The following is a 16,122-nucleotide window of genomic DNA, read 5'->3' on the forward strand; positions in this document are numbered from 1 at the left end:
GCGCTCAGCAGGTGCTGGGTGCAGGCAGGCCGGCGAAGCGATCGTTCAGCCACTGCAGTGCGGACGGCAGGCCGAGCAACGCGCCACTGAGGTGGTCGGGCGTCGGGGTGAGCAGAGTCTGCACCCGAGCACCGGCGCTGCAGTACCGGGCGGTGGTGCTGTCGATGGCTTCGACGGGGATGAGCCCGTCGGTCGGGCTGTGCCACTCGAAGATCGGTGCGCGCGGAACGCCGGGGTAGAGCTCGACACTGTTCTCTTCCACGACGGCGCGGCCCTGCGGATCTGCGAACACCGACTTGTTCGCGGTGATCTCCGCGGCGCTGTGGTTGGCGCCCACGGCCAGGATGTCGTTGGTGCAGGAGTCGGCGATCTGATTCATCATCGACGTGCCCTGAGGAGTCAGGTTCTGCGACACGGGCATCCGGTCCGGGTACTCGCGACCGAGACCGATCGCCGCGGCCAGTGCCAGCCCGAACACGGGGTGCGGTGTGTTCTCGCCGAGCATGTAGGCCATCTTCAACAGGTTCATCGGAACGCCACCCTGGGCGCTGCCCACGATGTTCAACTCGGGTGCGTACGAGGGTGCCAACGCGGCTGCCCAGGCGGTGGCCATGCCTCCGCCGGAGTAGCCGCCCATCCCGACGGGACTGTTGCGCAGCTGCAGCGGATCGAAGTTCTTGGCAGCGCGGATGCCGTCCAGCGTGATCTGACCGCCCAGCTTGGCGGCACCGTAGGCACTGTTGGGGCCGAGGTGGTCCGGCATCGAGACCGACCAGCCGCGGGTGAACACCGCGTTCAAGGCGGCGGCGTCGCGGATGACGACGTTCGGGTCGGTCGAGTACAGCGCCTGCGAGGGCGCGCACTTCAGGCCGAGAGCATTGACGATCTGCTGGTAGGAGAGCAGCGGGCCGTCGGGCGCCTTCCCCAGTGGGACGAAGACGGTGGTGACGCCGACGATGGGGTTGCCCTCGCTGCCGGTGCTGCGGAACGCCAGTTGCCACGTCGACACGCCGAAGAAGTTGGGCGGGTTGGGCATCGGACGGCTGGCGAGGACCGTGCCCGGCGCGAGCCCGGAGATGTCGCCCGGCGCGGAGTAGAACGGGTCGGCATTGGGGGTCGGGTACTGGGCGTCTGCGGCGGCGGTCCCCGGAAGGGCGGCAGCGACGACGGCTGCGGTGACCGCGGCGAGCACGAGGCGACGAATGGATCTCACTGGAACACTCCTACGAACCGACTGTGCGGTTATCGAACGACAGCCACATTGAACACTGCCCGAGCGCTCGGTTCCACTCGGGAAACGGCGCCCCGGCCCCGTGATCGAACCGTAAGCAAGCGACACGACGGCGACAACCGTATTCGATGGTTCTTGTGTAAGGTCCAAACTTTGCCCACTCGAGTGGGAGCGCTCAATCCTCGCGGTGAACGTCCTCGACGGTCTTGTCCTCGCGCAGGCCCCGCCAGCTCGGATGGCGTAACGAGCCGCCGTCGGTCCACTCGAAGAAGCGCACCTCGCCGACGACGGTGGGGGCCACCCACGTCGCATCGCGGCGGTCGGCAGTGGGGAGAGGTTCGTCGAACGGTGACTCGTCGACGACGGTCGGACACAGAAGCGTCACCAGGTCCGCACGCTGTCGCTCGGTGAATCCGGTGCCGACACGCCCCACGTAGTGCAGTCCGTTCTCGGACGGGATGCCGAGCAGGAGCGACCCGATGCTCCCGGTGCGGGAGCCCTTGCCGGCGCGCCATCCGCCGACGACCACCTCTTGTGTCCGCCAGTTCTTCACCTTGATCCAGGCGGTGCTGCGTCGGCCCACCTCGTAGGTCGAGTCCCGCCGCTTCGCGACGATGCCCTCCCACCCGCGGCGCTCGCTCTCGGACAGTGCTCCCGCCGCTGTACCGGGCAGGAGCGGTGAGACGGTCACCGTCTCGAGGCCGGTCAGGAGCAGCTCGAGGATCTTCCGCCGGTCGGTGAACTTCTTGCCCGTCAGATCCGTGCCGTCGAGGTGGAGGATGTCGAAGCAGATGAACTGCACGTCGTCGGGATGCGCGTCCTGCAGTGCCTGGAAGCTGGTGACTCCGTCCGCGCGGTAGACCACGGCCTCACCGTCGAGCACGACCGCATGGTCGGACAGATCCGCGGCGAGCGCCGTGATCCCCGCGTAGCGGCGCGTGAGGTTCTGTCCGGTCCGACTCTCGAGCACGACGTCCCCGTGGTCGAGAGTCGCGACGATGCGGACGCCGTCCCACTTCCCTTCGAACGACCACTCGTCGGCGTCGAGTCCGGACAGCGTTCCGGCGGACGCCAGCATCGGCCGCAGGTGCTGGGGCAACTCGGTGCGTGTCGGCTGGGGGCGCGGCTTCATCCGATGCACGAGCCACTGGTCCCCGTCGGTCCGGATCAGTGCGTACCGGCCCGCGACGCGCTCACCCTCGAGTTCGACGATGACCTCGTCGTCCCGCCATTTCTCGGTGGTGAAGGTGCCGTGATCCCAGACGCTCACCTCGCCGCCGCCGTACTCGCCCTGCGGGATCGTCCCCTCGAAGGACGCGTAGTCCATCGGATGGTCCTCGGTGTGCACGGCGAGATGGTTCTTCTTCTCGTCCGTCGGTAGATTCTTCGGGACCGCCCACGAGACCAGCACGCCGTCGCGCTCGAGTCGGAAGTCGTAGTGGAGTCGACGTGCGTGGTGTTCCTGGATGACGAAGATCGGGTCCGCGGATTCCCGAGTCGTCAGTGTCGTCGGGACGGGTTCCGGTGTGCGGGAGGCAGTCCGCTTGCCGCGGTACGGGCCCAGGCTGTCGGTGATCGTCGACGCCTCCGGCTCCGGATCGAGTCCCGCGAGCAGATCGCCGTCCCGGTGGAAGCGAGCGAGCACCTCCTCGAAGCTCAGTTGGGCGAGACCGCCACCGGAGAGCTCGTCCCACGTCCGCGGAGCCGCGACGGTCGGGCGGTCGCGTCCGCGCAGCGAGTACGGCGCGATGGTGGTCTTCTTGCCGTTGTTCTGACTCCAGTCCAGGAAGATCTTCCCGGGTCGTAGAGCCTTCGACATCGATGCGGTGACCAGATCGGGCATCCTCTCCTCGAGCAGCGTCGCAACGCGTTTCGCGACGGTCGAGGCGCCGGACGACGACACCGGCTTCGCCAGCGGGACGTACAGGTGAATGCCCTTGCTACCACTGGTGAGGGGGTAGGCGGTGAGCCCGATGTCGGTGATCATCGAGCGCACCTCGCAGGCGACGGTCGCGCAGGTGTCGAGGTCGACACCCTCGCCCGGATCCAGATCGAAGACGATGCGAGTGGCCTTGCCCTGTTCATCGCCGTCGAAAGTCCATTGCGGCACATGGGCTTCCAGCGACGCCTGCTGTCCGAGCCACGCGAGATCGGCGGCGGTGTGGAAGACCGGGTAGACCACGACGCGGTCCGAGTGATGCAGACGTCGTCGATCGAGCCAGTCCGGTGCCGACGCGGCGAGATTCTTCTCGAAGAACGAGCCGGCCTGGACCCCGTTCGGCCAGCGTTTGCGAGTGACGGGGCGTCCGAGAAGATGGGGCAGCATCGCGGGCGCGATGTCGACGTAGTAGTCGATCACCTCACCCTTGGTGGTTCCCGTCTCCGGCCAGAGCACCTTGTCGACGTTGGTCAGCGCGATCCGTCGCCCCGCGACCTCCAGCGATGCCATGGGTTCAGGATAGATTGCGTGTCCCGCGAGGTGGGTATGTTCGAGGGCGGTGCCACGCTCGGTGGCAGGACCCGTGCGCGGGACCGACGAGGCAGGAAGCGAGGGCCGCGTGGCCGGAGTGAACGTGACGGTGGAATCGACGATGACACCGGACGAGGCGTGGGCCAGGGCGTCCGATCTGTCGAGCTTCCAGGAGTGGATGACCATCTTCGGTGGATGGCGCAGTCCCGTGCCGGACACGTTGAAGGAAGGCGTCACCATCGACTCCCTGATCAAGGTCAAGGGCTTCCGCAACGTGATCACCTGGACGATCACCGAGTACGACAAGCCCTACGAGATCGCGCTGCTCGGTAAAGGCAAGGGCGGCATCAAGATCGACCTGAAGATGACGGTCTCGCCGAAGGATGCCGGATCCGAGTTCACCCTCGACGCGAACTTCCGCGGCGGATTGTTGTCCGGCCCGATCGGCGGGGTCGTCGCGAAGGTCCTGGAATCCGATGTGCGCACGAGTGTGACCAACCTGGCGAAGCTGGGGTAGTTCGTGGAACCCGCTCCGGTGCTGTCACTTCTCGTCGGGGTGGTCCTTCTCGGGTCCCTGTCATGGGTGATGCGGAAGCAGGGCGCGAACGTGGACGTGAATTCGGCCGTGGGGTTGCGCACGAAGGCGACGATGGCGTCCCGCGATGCCTGGCGAGCTGGTCATCGAGCTGCCGCAGCGCATTTGCTGGCCGTCGGGGTCACCGCTGTCGTGGTCGTCGGTGTGACGACCACGCTCTGGCTGATCGCGTCGCTCACCGAGGCCGACATCGGGCCCGCGGTAGTCTCGGTTCCCGCCGTAGGTCTCGCGGTGCAAGCTGTGGTCCTGGTGGCGGCCACCGTGCGTGCGGACAGGGTGGCCGAGCGACACGCGTGATTCTCTCGCGCCTGCGAGGGCGGGCTTGTCCGTATGCCCCGCAGCGCAGACGAGTCAGCCCTTCCCAGTCCGACCGGTATCCGTCCGCCGCAGCCACCACAGCGCCGCGATCGGCAGGATCACCGGGATGAACAGGTAGCCCGACCCGAAGTGCGACCACACCGTGGGCTCCGGGAACTCCTGCGGCACGGCGTAACTGGCGATCGAGACGGCGAGCACACCGACGATCTCGACGACGCACGAGATGGTCGCGATGCGGCGCGACACCACGGAGGCCCGTGCGAGACACACGGTGCCGACGATGTAGACCAGGGCGGCGAACGCGGACAGCAGGTACGCGACAGGTGCGTCGTCGAACCGGGTCCCGATCTGCACCGCCGAGCGCGACGCGGCGGCGACGGAGAACAGGGCGTAGAGGGCGATGAGCACGCGCCCGATGCCCGACCGGGTGGCCGTCTGCAGGTCCGTCGGTGTGGCGTCAGGCATGGCCGGCCCAGATCTGGTTCAGGCGCAGCACCATCACCGCGAGGGTGAGGGTGACGACGATCAGGACGGCGGTACCGCCGCGACTGCGGTCCCCGAGGGACCACCACACACCGATCGGCAACAGCAGCGCGAGACCGATGAGATACGCACCGAAGGTGACGGCGTGCACGTCGCGATCGGTGGTGGCCAGGGCGACGAAACCGACCACGGCCTGGGCGAGCACGAGCAGCTCGATGCCGACGAGGAACCGGAAGAACACGCGGTCACCGCGGTTCGCGAGGAGCAGCGCCTGATTGCGGATCAGCTTCACCAGTGCCCAGACCGCGGCGACGAGTGGCAGCACGTAGAGGGCGACCGTGATGGGTGTGAGCATGGTGAGCCCAGTTTATCCCCGTCCGATTCGTCCCTCGGCAGGTGAGGTTGTGGGCCCCGGACGGTCGGACCAGTCGTGTCCGAAGCGCGCGACGCAGTGCCAGAGCTGTTTGACGTGCTGATCGTCGTGCTCACCGGTGTTCGCGGCCTGACCGACGATGCACGCGGTGAGACGCCCGTCTCTCGCCACGGACCGTGCGAGGTCGGCGATGTGTGGTCCGCGGTAGTCGGCGCAGTGATCGAACCGACTCGATGTCAGCTCGAACCCGTGGTGCCACCGCACCGGAACGGGTGCCCGGCGTGCGATCGCGTCCAGCTCGGTCCCGCGGAACGACGGGTCGAGAACGAGTGCCTCGACATCGGTGTCCAGTCGTAGGGGCCCGTGGACGTGGGCCTCGATGTAGTCGTCGAGCACGTCGACGTCGTGGTGGGAGAGTGCCGTCTCGACGAGTGGCATGCGCTCACTGGTGCCGAAGGCTGTCGGCTCGTGGACGGAATCGGGATAGCAGAAGGTCGTCCTGGGGAGCACGTCTCCGCGGAGCACCAGGTGGGAGGAGCCGAAGCGCACCGATCCACCCGCGGGCTCCAGGCGGTGATTCAGCGAGCCGTAGATCGGGCGCTCCGACGCCGGGCCGTCGTCGTAGGCCCCACCGAACATGCGGGACTCCCACGCGCGGCGACGACCACCGGGCGCAGGATCGAACCCGCCGTTGCTCGTGCCCGTGACGAACTGCGATCGATAGAGATTCTCCTCGATCAGCACCTCGAGCAACGGTCGGCCGGCCACGAGCCGATCGGGATGGAAGTGCACGGTCACGCTCGTCGACGGTGGCACGGGTGGGCCCGCCTCGACTCGCGACGCGACGTGCGCGAGGGCGAGGCGGCGTCGGGCACCCGAGACGTCGACCACACTCCGACGGTAACGCGGCGGTGTGTCGCCGGGGTTACACGAGTGAGCAGGACGAAACAGGGCGTTGTTCCGCGGGTGACCATCCGGACATCGAGCGGGCCTGTACTGGTGTCAGCGGGACGGACGTCTCCGCACCCGAGTACTCGCTCACTCATCTTCCGGAGGTTTCCGTGGCCGCGTTCGATCAGACCATCCTCGACAACATGTCCGCCTCGCTTGCCGAGATCCCGCACCCGTCACTCCCCAAGGGCAGCAACATCTACGGCGGAACCAAGATCTTCCCGGACTACAAGGCGGAGGACGGCGAGTCGTACTTCACTCTCGTGCACGGCATCGCCCACGAGTCGTCGGTGAGCTTCGTCGCCGTGCTGCAGGCGACGCGCGCTCTGCGCAAGGGCTACGAGTCGGCGATGTACTTCTACGGTCCCGGCGCCATCAACTGCCTGGCGACCCGCGGCTTCCCCACCACCGGAGACTCCGGTTTCCCCGGCGAGCAGAACATCAACGACGCTCTCGCGACGTTCATCTCGGAGGGCGGCACCGTGTTCTGTTGCCGATTCGGGCTCGCGCTGCACGGCGGCCGCGAGGAAGACCTGATCGAGGGCGTCGTGCCCGCGCACCCGCTGGACGTGCAGGACGCGTTGATCCACTACGCCCGCAAGGGCGCGATCATCAACTCCACGTACATGGTCTGAGGTGAGACGGCGATGTCCGACGTTCGGCTGCAGACCCCGACCGGCCTCCGGCCTTCCCGCTCGACCAGGAACCACCGGGTCGATCTGGCCCTGCTCGGCATCCGTGGGACCCCGCCGGTGCGCCGGACTGCGGGTGCGGGACCGAGCGACGACGGCCACGTGAGCATCGACGGACTCGGTGCAGCGCTGCCCCGCAATCCGTCGAGCCCCTACGTCCTGGACGGCGATCGGGTGCTGTTCGACGGGGACGACGTCGGACTGGACATCGCCGCCATCGCCCGGCCGGCCTTCTACGACCTCACCACCGACGACGGTGTGCCCTACGAGAAGCTCGCCAAGCTCCACGGCAAGGGGGTGCTGGCCACGACCGTGGTGCAGACCTGCATTCGCTACGACGAGTCGCAACGGTGTCGGTTCTGCTCCATCGAGGAGTCGTTGCGCAGCGGCGCCACCGTGGCGGTGAAGAAGCCCGCCGATCTCGCCGCCGTGGCCGAGGCGGCGGTGCGACTCGACGGCATCACCCAGATGGTCATGACGACCGGGACCTCGGCGGGCCGAGATCGCGGGGCGTTGCACCTGGCACGCTGCGTCCGCGCGGTGCGCGCCGTGCTCCCCGACCTGCCGGTCCAGGTGCAGTGCGAACCGCCCGGTGATCTCGCGACCCTCACCGAGTTGTACGACGCCGGCGCACGGTCCATCGGTATCCACGTCGAGTCCCTGGACGAGGACGTGCGGCGCCGCTGGATGCCGGGCAAGGCGTCGGTCTCGCTCGACGAGTACCGCGCGGCATGGGCGGAGGCGGTGCGTGTCTTCGGACGCAACCAGGTGTCCACGTATCTGCTGGTCGGGCTCGGCGAGGACCCGGACGAGATGGTTCGCGGCGCCACCGAGTTGATCGCGATGGGGGTCTATCCCTTCGTCGTCCCGTTCCGGCCGCATCCCGGAACGCTGGCAGTCGACGTCGACGGGGCCGGTGCGCCGTCCGCCGAGCTGTTGACCGACGTGAGCACTCGGGTGGCCGCGGCACTGGTGGACGCGGAGATGCTGGGGACCGACCAGAAGGCCGGGTGCGCAGCGTGTGGTGCGTGCAGCGTCCTGCAGACGATGGGTGGCTGACATGAGCACCGAACTGTCGATCCTCACCGGGGCACCCACCGTCGACGCTGCCCCGTTCCTCGTCCGGCCGGCCGAGTCGGCGGCCGATCTCGCCGCCTATCACCGTCTTCGACGCGAGTCGTTCGTCGTCGAGCAGGGCTTGTTCTCGGGTACCGACCGGGACGACGTCGACGACGATCCGCGCGCGGTCGTCCTTCTCGCGACCGCCCCCGACGGCGCCGTCCTCGGCGGGGTCCGGGTGGCTCCCTGCACGGACGTCGACCTGGGATGGTGGTCGGGCAGCCGCCTCGTCGTCGCGCGGGAGAAGCGTAGTCGCGCAGTGGGACCCGCTCTGATCCGAGCCGCCTGCGCTCATGTGGAGACGGCCGGGGTGGTGCGGTTCGACGCCACCGTGCAGTCTCGCCACGTCCCGATGTTCACGGCGCTCGGGTGGACCGCCACCGGCCCCACCGTGCTGGCCGGCGCCCCGCACGAGACGATGCGCTGGACCATCGACACGGTGGCACGTCTCGTCCGGTCGACCAAGGCCGTGCTCGCAGGTGTGCTGGCGCCCCTGGCCACTGCGCCACTGGGGTTGGGGGCGAGTGGTTTCCGAGGCGACGACGGAGTGCCGGTGCCCGGCTCCGACATCATCGCCGCGTGCGACGCCATCGTGCCGTCGATGGTCGAGCGCGACCCGGAGTGGGCAGGATGGTGTGCCGCCCTGGTGAATCTGAACGATCTGTCCGCCATGGGTGCGACCCCGGTGGGCATGCTGGACGCCGTCGGCGCTCCGACGACGTCGCTCCTCACCCGCGTGATCCGGGGCCTCGCCCGCGCCAGTGACGCGTGGGGGGTTCCCGTGCTCGGCGGCCACACCCAGGTGGGTGTGCCGGCGGCGCTGTCGGTCACGGCACTCGGACGGACGTCGTCGCCGGTGCGTGCGGGCGGCGGTGAGGTCGGTGACGAGCTGAGTCTCACCGCCGACCTCGGGGGCGGCTGGCGACCCGGTTACCACGGCCTGCAGTGGGATTCGACCTCCGCACGCTCCGGGTCGGACCTCCGCGAGATGGGCTCGTTCGTGGCCCGGGCAGCTCCTCGTGCGGCGAAGGACGTCAGCATGGCGGGGCTCGCGGGCACCGTCGGCATGCTGGCCGAGGCATCCGGTACGGGCGCCGAGATCGACGTCGCCCGCATACCCCGACCCGGTGGTGCCGACCTCGGCCGATGGATCACGTGCTTCCCCGGGTTCGCGATGATCACCGCGGACCGCCCCGGACGTCGGCTCCCGCCGGCCGGTCCGGCGACATCGGCCGCCTGCGGCCGCCTCACCTCGGAGCCGGGAGTCACCTTGCGGTGGCCCGACGGCGCCACCACCTCGGCGGTCTCCGCCGCAGTCACAGGATTGGGACCAGCATGAACGACGTAACTCTCTCGGTGGCGTCCGAGCGTTTCGGCCGCGACATGGACGAGTCGTACGCCACCATCGAGCGCACCATCGCGGAGGCACGGCGTCGCGGCAGCGCGCTGCTGGTCCTGCCGGAGGCATGCCTAGGCGGCTACCTCCCGAGTCTGGGAGGCGGAGACGAGTCGGAGGAGAAGCGCCGGAGCCGGCTGCAGAACCTGCCGCCGGCCCTGGAGCTGGACGGCCCGGAGATCGCGCGAGTGTCGGCGATGGCCGGGGACATGGTGGTGACCTTCGGTTTCTGTGAGGCGGACGGTCTCACGCGGTACAACGCCGCGGTGACGGTGCACGGTGACGGGGTGCTGGGCTCGTACCGCAAGGTGCACCAACCGCTGGGCGAGAACCTCTGCTACTCGGCAGGTTCCGAGTACCGCGCCTTCGACACACCGGTCGGCCGGATGGGCATGCAGATCTGTTACGACAAGGCGTTCCCCGAGGCGGCGCGGGAGATCGCCCTCGACGGCGCCGAGATCATCACCTCGCTGTCGGCATGGCCGACCTCGCGCACGGGGCGTGCGCCGAACATGGCCGACGATCGATGGAAGCTGCGCTTCGACATCTACGACCAGGCCCGAGCCCTGGAGAACCAGGTCGTGTGGATCGCGTCCAATCAGGCGGGGTCCTTCGGGTCGCTGGACTTCGTGTGCAGCGCCAAGATCGTCGGCCCGGGCGGGGAGATCCTCGCCGGCACGGGGGTCGAACCCGGCCTGGCCACAGCGACTCTCGATGTGCAGAAAGCGATCGCGGCGGCCCGCGGCGGCGGCATGTACAACCTTCGCGACCGCCGGCCGTCCGTGTACGGGACCCTCGTCGACGGCGACAGCATGTCTCGGGTGGACCGGGTGATGAGCCGTGCCTGAGATGACCTTCACCGTCCAGTGGCCCAACGGGTGCCGCCAACAGTGCTATTCGCCGTCACTCGTGGTCCGTGACCATCTGACGGTCGGGACTCGCTACGAGATCGCCGACTTCGTGCAGCGCAGTCGTCTCGCACTCACCGAGGCCAGTGATCGGGTGCGAGCCAAGTACGGCTTCGCCTGTACCTCGGCAGCAGCGACCCTGCGCGAGATCGAGACCACCGCAGCGGCGTTCGACCGCGGCACCGTGCACGTGCTCGACCTGGGAGGAGCGCGATGACCGAGCATCACACCGTGATCGTGATCGGCGCGGGCCAGGCCGGTCTGTCCATGAGCTGGCACCTGACCCGACGCGGTGTCGACCACGTCGTCCTCGAACGGGACACCATCGCTCACGAGTGGCTGGACGGGCGGTGGGACAACTTCACCCTGGTGACACCGAACTGGCAGTGCGTCCTGCCCGGGTACGCCTACGACGGCGACGATCCCGACGGATTCATGACCCGAGACCTGGTGTACGACTTCGTACGTCGCTACGCCGACTCGTTCGGCGCTCCGGTCCGCGAACACGTTGCGGTGCTGTCGGTGCAGCAGGCACCCGGCGGCGGCTACGCCGTGTCGACCTCTGCCGGGGCGATGACCGCGGATCAGGTCGTGGTGGCCGTCGGTGGCTACCACGTCCCGTCGATTCCTCGCCTCGCCGAGCGGGTGCCGGAGACGATCACGCAGATCCACTCGTCGCGTTACCGCAGCGCGGCGGCACTTCCTCCGGGTGGGGTCCTGGTGGTCGGCACCGGGCAGTCCGGCGCACAGATCGCCGAGGATCTGCACCTCGAGGGCAGGCAGGTGCACCTCGTCACGGGGTCCGCGCCTCGTGTCGCCCGCTTCTACCGCGGACGGGACTGCGTCGCGTGGCTGCAGGACATGGGGGTGTACGACGTGTCGATCTCCGAGCACGCCGGCGGACTCTTCAAGCGGGAGAGCACGAACCACTACGTGACCGGGCGGGACGGCGGACGCGACATCGACCTGCGCGCCTTCGCGCTGGACGGGATGCGGCTGTACGGGCGGTTGACCGACGTCGGTTCGGACGGTGTCCTGCGTTTCGCGCCGACTCTCGAGCAGTCACTCGACGCGGCGGACGCGGTGTCGGAGGGCATCAAGAACGACATCGACGCCTACATCGCCAGGGCGGGACTCGACGCTCCCGTCGAGGAGCGCTACACACCGGTCTGGCGGCCCGAGTCGGAAGCCGCCGAGCTCGATCTCGAGGCGGCGGGCGTCACGTCCGTCGTGTGGGCCGTCGGCTTCCGCCGGGACTACCGCTGGCTGAAGGTCGGGGTGTTCGACGGTGAGGGCCACCCGGCTCACACCCGCGGTGTGACCGCGGCCGAGGGCCTGTACTTCCTGGGTCTGCCGTGGCAGAACACCTGGGGCTCGGGTCGATTCGCGGCGGTGGCACGGGATGCGGAGTACCTCGCGGAGCAGATGTCCCCGGCGGTCGGCGCCCGCGTGCCCGCGGCGGTCTGACCGCGATATGGCGCCGATCCGGGCGGCGGCGCTCGCGGGACACTTCGGCCGTGACGTCGAGCGGTCCGTCGAGAAGATCGTGGGCATCATCGAGCAGGGCCATCAGCGGGGAATCGACCTGTTGGTCCTGCCCGACGCCTGCCTCGGCGGTTACCTCGGTGATCTCGCGCGGCCCGATCTCGACGAGCTGCCGCCGGCGCTCGACGAGGACGGGCCCGAACTCGCGGTGATCGCTGCGGCAGCCGGTGCGATGACCGTGTGCGTGGGGTACACCGAGAGGGCGGCCCTGGTCCGCTACAACGCCGCCGTGTGTCTCACGGGCGACGGTGTGGTGGGTCGACATCGGAAGGTGCACCAACCGGCGGGAGAATCGTTGGCCTATGCGGCGGGAGATCGGTTCTCGGCGTTCGACACGCCGGTGGGCAGGATGGGCATGCTGATCGACTACGACAAGACGTTTCCCGAGGCGGCGCGCACCTTGGCGCTCGACGGTGCACGCATCATCGCGGCGCTGTCGGCGTGGCCGGCCAGCGTGACGGACAGGGCGTCGAAGTTGGCCAACGACAGGCAGTCTCGCCTGTTCGACCTCTACGACGCCGCTCGTGCAGCCGAGAACCAGGTGGTGCTGCTGTCGTCCAACCACACGGGGGTGACGGGGTCTCTGCGCTTCCTCGGTCAGGCGAAGATCGTCGGTCCCGGCGGCGAGGTCCTGTGCCGGACGCGAGACAAGGGTGGCCTGGCGTGCTGCGACATCGACGTGGACGCGGAGGTGGATCGGGCCCGTCGGGTGCTGCGTCACCTCGACGAACGACGACCGGACACTTACCACTCACAGGCATCGAAGGAGATCACGTGCGTGTCGCCCTCCTGACCTACTCGACGAAACCGCGAGGGGGAGTGGTCCACACCGTCGAACTGGCGGAAGCACTGGCGCGCGCGGGAGCGGACGTGACGGTGTGGTCCCTGGCGCGCGGCGGCGACGAGGGCTTCTACCGTGCGATCGATCCCGCGGTGACGGTGCGTCTCGTTCCGTTCCCGGCGCGCGAGCACGAGTCGGTCGGCGACCGCATCCTGCGGTCGATAGCGCTGATGCGCAGCGCCTTCGACCCGGGCGACGCCGACGTCGTGCATGCCCAGGACTGCATCACCGCGAACGCCGTCGGACGCTGTGTCCGCACGATCCACCACCTCGAGGAGTTCACGACACCGGAACTCGCCGCCTGCCACGAGCGTGCGGTCGTCGAGCCCCACGCCCGCATCTGTGTCTCGCGCGCCGTCGCCGACGAGGTGCGTGCGGGATGGGGCCTGTCGCCGACGGTCATCCCCAACGGGGTCGACCATGCTCGGTTCGCGGCGGCACGCGGCGACGAGTGGCGCACCCGCCTCGGCCGATACGTCCTCGCGGTCGGCGGCATCGAGCCGCGCAAGGGGAGCATCGACCTGCTCGAGGCCCACGCCGTGCTTCGAGAGCGGCGTCCGGACGTGGGTCTGGTGTTCGCCGGCGGTGAGACGTTGTTCGACTACCGGGGGTACCGGGCGGAGTTCGACACCCGACTCGCGGAACTGGCGGGCAGGCCGGAGGCCGGTCGGTCGACAGGCGACGAGGGGCCCGCACCCCGGGTGCTCGGCACCGTCGACCACGACGTGCTCCCGTCTCTCGTCGCGGGCGCGTCGGCATTCGCGTTCCTCTCCACCAAGGAAGGCTTCGGGCTGGCCGCGATGGAGGCTCTCGCCGCCTCGGTTCCCGTCGTGGTGCGGGATCTCCCCGTGTTCCGCGAGGTGTTCGGGGACGCGGTGCGCTACGGCGGTAATGCCGGAGGGACGGCTGCCGCGCTCGAGGACGCTCTGACGTCGGACGACCGTGCCGCTGCCGGGCGCGCACTGGCTGCCCGCACGAGCTGGGACGACGCCGCAGCCGCTCATCTCGCGTTCTACGCAGGGCTCGCGCACCGCTGATCAGCGTAGGGGCGATGTGCCCGTGTCGCCGGGTCCGTCGTCCGGTCCGTGTCCCGGCGACGTCGTGTCGACCGTCGCGTCGAAGAACAATTGGACGAACGACAGCGGCGCCGCGCGCTGCTCGCCGTCCCGCTCGGGCTCGTCGGACATGGTGGCACTCCCTTCTCGAGGTGGATCGCCGAAGCGATCATCTCAGATTCTGAATAGTTGAACAACTGAGAGATGCAGCGGTGGCGAGGGGAAAATGATGTGATCCACTTCGCAGAGCGTCGAAACTATGTTAAGACATACAGACATGGTTTGAGCGTCGCTGGGCGGCGCGGACCCGCCACGCCGACGATGGGATGTCATGTCTTCGCAAGTCAGCACCACGGGAAGTGCACTACCGCCGGACGCACCCGGTCCCCACTCGCGTCGCCTCGGCGTCATCGCCGTCGTGGCCACCTTCGGTGGCCTCCTGTTCGGCTACGACACGGGCGTCATCAACGGCGCGCTGGAGCCGCTGAAGGAGGACCTGTCGCTCACGGCCTTCACCGAGGGCTTCGTCGTCAGCATCCTCATCTTCGGGGCGGCCATCGGCGCACTGGTCGGGGGCCGACTGTCGGACAAGTACGGCCGTCGGCACAACATCCTGATGCTGGCCGGCATCTTCGTCCTCGGCACTCTGGGCTGCGTTCTCGCCCCGTCGTGGGAGGTGCTGGCGGTGTTCCGCTTCATCCTCGGCCTCGCGGTCGGCGGAGCGTCCGCGACCGTGCCGGTGTACCTCTCGGAGGTCTCCCCGTTCGAGCGCCGCGGTTCCCTGGTGACCCGCAACGAGGTCATGATCGTCAGTGGCCAGTTCGCGGCCTTCGTGATCAACGCCCTCATCTTCAACATCTGGGGCGAGCACGATTCCGTCTGGCGCTACATGCTGCTGGTCGCGGTGCTGCCGGCGTTCGCGCTGTTCTTCGGCATGCTGCGGATGCCCGAGAGTCCCCGCTGGCTCGTCGCGCAGGGCCGGGACGACGACGCCCTGGCAGTGCTGAAGCAGGTGCGGTCGCCCGAACGCGCAGAGGCCGAGATGGCCGAGGTGCACGCTCTGGCCGAGGAGGAGAAGCTCTCGCAGACCGGCGGCGCGGCCGACCTGTCGGTGCGATGGATCCGACGGCTCATCTACATCGGTGTGGGACTCGGTGTGTTCCAACAGTTCACGGGAATCAACTCGGTGATGTACTACGGCACGCAGCTCCTGTCCGATGCCGGATTCTCGAGTAGCTCCGCCATCATCGCGAACACGCTCAACGGCCTGTTCAGTGTCCTCGGCATCACGGTGGGCCTGCTCATCATGAATCGGATCGATCGTCGAACGATGCTGATCGCGGGCTTCTCGCTGACGACGTTCTTTCATCTCCTGGTCGGTCTGTCCGCGCTGCTGCTGCCGGACGGTACCGCCAAGGCCTATTTCATCCTCGTCTTCGTCGTGCTCTTCGTCTTCTGCATGCAGGGCACGATCGGGCCGCTGGTCTGGCTGATGCTCGCGGAGATCTTCCCGCTCAAGATTCGCAGCTTTGCCATCGGTGTCTGCGTGTTCATGCTGTGGATCGCCAATGCCGCGGTCGCACTGGCCTTCCCACCGGTGGTCGACGCGCTCGGCATCGCGCCGACGTTCTTCATCTTCGTCGGGCTGGGCATACTGGCCCTGGTCTTCATCATCACGCAGGTACCGGAGACCCGCGGTCAGAGCCTCGAGGAGCTCGAGGCCAGGTTCCGCCGCGAGTACTCCTGACACCACCCCACTTCGAGAAGGACGGCGAGACATCATGGCAGTACTGGTGGCAGTGACGGACAGTGGCGAGGGCACGCACGCGTTGGCGGCGGCGGTGTCGGAGGCTCGCATGCTGGGGACCGACGTGATCGCGGTCGACCTGACCCTCGGCGCGCTCGACATCGGCGACGTGGGTGATGTGGCAGTCCGTGTCATCGAGCGAGCGGGGCGCGAGGACCGCGACCCGGTGATCGCGGTGATCGACGAGATCGAGGCGCACCCGGAGGTGACGCGACTCGTCATCGGGATCAAGAAGCGCAGTCGCGTGGGGAAGGCGTTGCTGGGCAGCGTCAGTCAGCGTCTGCTGATGACGTCCCCGGTGCCGGTGCTCACCGTTCGACCCAGCTGAGCCGAACGGT

The 16,122-nt window shown here is 68.4% G+C and carries 18 protein-coding genes; 12 read left to right on the plus strand and 6 right to left on the minus strand.

Annotated features, from left to right (window positions below; translation table 11 throughout):
• Positions 1–4: 4 nt before the first annotated feature.
• Both HQ325_RS11645 and HQ325_RS11650 read right to left on the minus strand, forming a co-directional pair.
• A complete protein-coding gene (locus HQ325_RS11645; RefSeq protein ID WP_222629651.1) occupies positions 5–1,213 on the minus strand; it encodes a lipase family protein in 1,209 nt (402 codons plus the stop codon).
• A gap of 193 nt (positions 1,214–1,406) precedes the next feature.
• Positions 1,407–3,680, minus strand: coding sequence for an ATP-dependent DNA ligase (locus tag HQ325_RS11650; RefSeq protein ID WP_222629653.1), 2,274 nt, complete (start codon positions 3,678–3,680; stop codon positions 1,407–1,409).
• Positions 3,681–3,789: 109 nt separating this feature from the next.
• Between HQ325_RS11650 and HQ325_RS11655 the strand changes: the two genes are divergently transcribed.
• Both HQ325_RS11655 and HQ325_RS11660 read left to right on the plus strand, forming a co-directional pair.
• Positions 3,790–4,218, plus strand: coding sequence for an SRPBCC family protein (locus HQ325_RS11655; protein ID WP_222630965.1), 429 nt, complete (start codon positions 3,790–3,792; stop codon positions 4,216–4,218).
• 3 nt (positions 4,219–4,221) lie between these two features.
• Positions 4,222–4,593 (plus strand): SdpI family protein, encoded by a 372-nt coding sequence (locus HQ325_RS11660; RefSeq protein ID WP_222629655.1) that lies wholly within the window; start codon positions 4,222–4,224, stop codon positions 4,591–4,593.
• A 54-nt stretch (positions 4,594–4,647) separates the two neighbouring features.
• Here HQ325_RS11660 and HQ325_RS11665 read toward each other — a convergent pair whose 3' ends face one another.
• From HQ325_RS11665 to HQ325_RS11675, 3 genes are read right to left on the minus strand one after another with little or no spacing between them, the layout of a single operon-like run.
• Positions 4,648–5,079, minus strand: a complete 432-nt coding sequence (locus HQ325_RS11665) for a hypothetical protein (protein ID WP_222629657.1) — start codon at positions 5,077–5,079, stop codon at positions 4,648–4,650.
• Complete coding sequence (locus tag HQ325_RS11670; protein WP_222629659.1) at positions 5,072–5,452, minus strand: hypothetical protein; 381 nt, start codon at positions 5,450–5,452, stop codon at positions 5,072–5,074. The genes HQ325_RS11665 and HQ325_RS11670 overlap by 8 nt, the downstream gene beginning before the upstream one ends.
• Positions 5,453–5,464: 12 nt before the next feature.
• Positions 5,465–6,361, minus strand: coding sequence for a DUF3626 domain-containing protein (locus HQ325_RS11675; RefSeq protein ID WP_308014502.1), 897 nt, complete (start codon positions 6,359–6,361; stop codon positions 5,465–5,467).
• Positions 6,362–6,531: 170 nt separating this feature from the next.
• On the opposite strand from HQ325_RS11675, the gene HQ325_RS11680 reads away from it, so the two are divergent.
• The 8 genes from HQ325_RS11680 to HQ325_RS11715 are packed head-to-tail and all read left to right on the plus strand — an operon-like array spanning position 6,532 to position 13,959.
• Complete coding sequence (locus tag HQ325_RS11680) at positions 6,532–7,056, plus strand: MSMEG_0572/Sll0783 family nitrogen starvation response protein (protein ID WP_027506093.1); 525 nt, start codon at positions 6,532–6,534, stop codon at positions 7,054–7,056.
• A 12-nt stretch (positions 7,057–7,068) separates the two neighbouring features.
• Complete coding sequence (locus HQ325_RS11685; protein ID WP_222629661.1) at positions 7,069–8,172, plus strand: MSMEG_0568 family radical SAM protein; 1,104 nt, start codon at positions 7,069–7,071, stop codon at positions 8,170–8,172.
• 1 nt (position 8,173) lies between these two features.
• A complete protein-coding gene (locus tag HQ325_RS11690) occupies positions 8,174–9,571 on the plus strand; it encodes an MSMEG_0567/sll0787 family protein (protein ID WP_222629663.1) in 1,398 nt (465 codons plus the stop codon).
• Entirely contained in the window at positions 9,568–10,476 is a 909-nt protein-coding gene (locus HQ325_RS11695) for a carbon-nitrogen hydrolase family protein (protein ID WP_222629664.1), read from the plus strand. The genes HQ325_RS11690 and HQ325_RS11695 overlap by 4 nt, the downstream gene beginning before the upstream one ends.
• Positions 10,469–10,753 (plus strand): MSMEG_0570 family nitrogen starvation response protein, encoded by a 285-nt coding sequence (locus tag HQ325_RS11700; RefSeq protein WP_056441075.1) that lies wholly within the window; start codon positions 10,469–10,471, stop codon positions 10,751–10,753. Before HQ325_RS11695 ends, HQ325_RS11700 begins: the two co-directional genes overlap by 8 nt.
• On the plus strand, positions 10,750–12,003 hold the full coding sequence (locus HQ325_RS11705) for an MSMEG_0569 family flavin-dependent oxidoreductase (protein ID WP_222629666.1): 1,254 nt from the start codon (positions 10,750–10,752) through the stop codon (positions 12,001–12,003). Before HQ325_RS11700 ends, HQ325_RS11705 begins: the two co-directional genes overlap by 4 nt.
• Before the next feature lie 7 nt (positions 12,004–12,010).
• On the plus strand, positions 12,011–12,874 hold the full coding sequence (locus HQ325_RS11710) for a carbon-nitrogen hydrolase family protein (RefSeq protein ID WP_222629668.1): 864 nt from the start codon (positions 12,011–12,013) through the stop codon (positions 12,872–12,874).
• Positions 12,856–13,959, plus strand: coding sequence for an MSMEG_0565 family glycosyltransferase (locus HQ325_RS11715; protein ID WP_222629671.1), 1,104 nt, complete (start codon positions 12,856–12,858; stop codon positions 13,957–13,959). Before HQ325_RS11710 ends, HQ325_RS11715 begins: the two co-directional genes overlap by 19 nt.
• On the opposite strand, the gene HQ325_RS11720 is transcribed toward HQ325_RS11715, so the two are convergent.
• The gene (locus HQ325_RS11720; RefSeq protein WP_222629674.1) at positions 13,960–14,109 is read right to left on the minus strand and encodes a hypothetical protein; all 150 of its coding nucleotides are present in this window, start codon (positions 14,107–14,109) and stop codon (positions 13,960–13,962) included. It lies immediately after the preceding gene.
• A 199-nt stretch (positions 14,110–14,308) separates the two neighbouring features.
• Between HQ325_RS11720 and HQ325_RS11725 the strand changes: the two genes are divergently transcribed.
• Entirely contained in the window at positions 14,309–15,724 is a 1,416-nt protein-coding gene (locus HQ325_RS11725) for a sugar porter family MFS transporter (RefSeq protein WP_222629677.1), read from the plus strand.
• Positions 15,725–15,758: 34 nt separating this feature from the next.
• Positions 15,759–16,112, plus strand: a complete 354-nt coding sequence (locus HQ325_RS11730; protein ID WP_222629680.1) for a universal stress protein — start codon at positions 15,759–15,761, stop codon at positions 16,110–16,112.
• Positions 16,113–16,122 lie beyond the last annotated feature (10 nt).

Source organism: Rhodococcus sp. BP-349, from assembly GCF_019835845.1.
GTDB lineage: Bacteria > Actinomycetota > Actinomycetes > Mycobacteriales > Mycobacteriaceae > Rhodococcoides.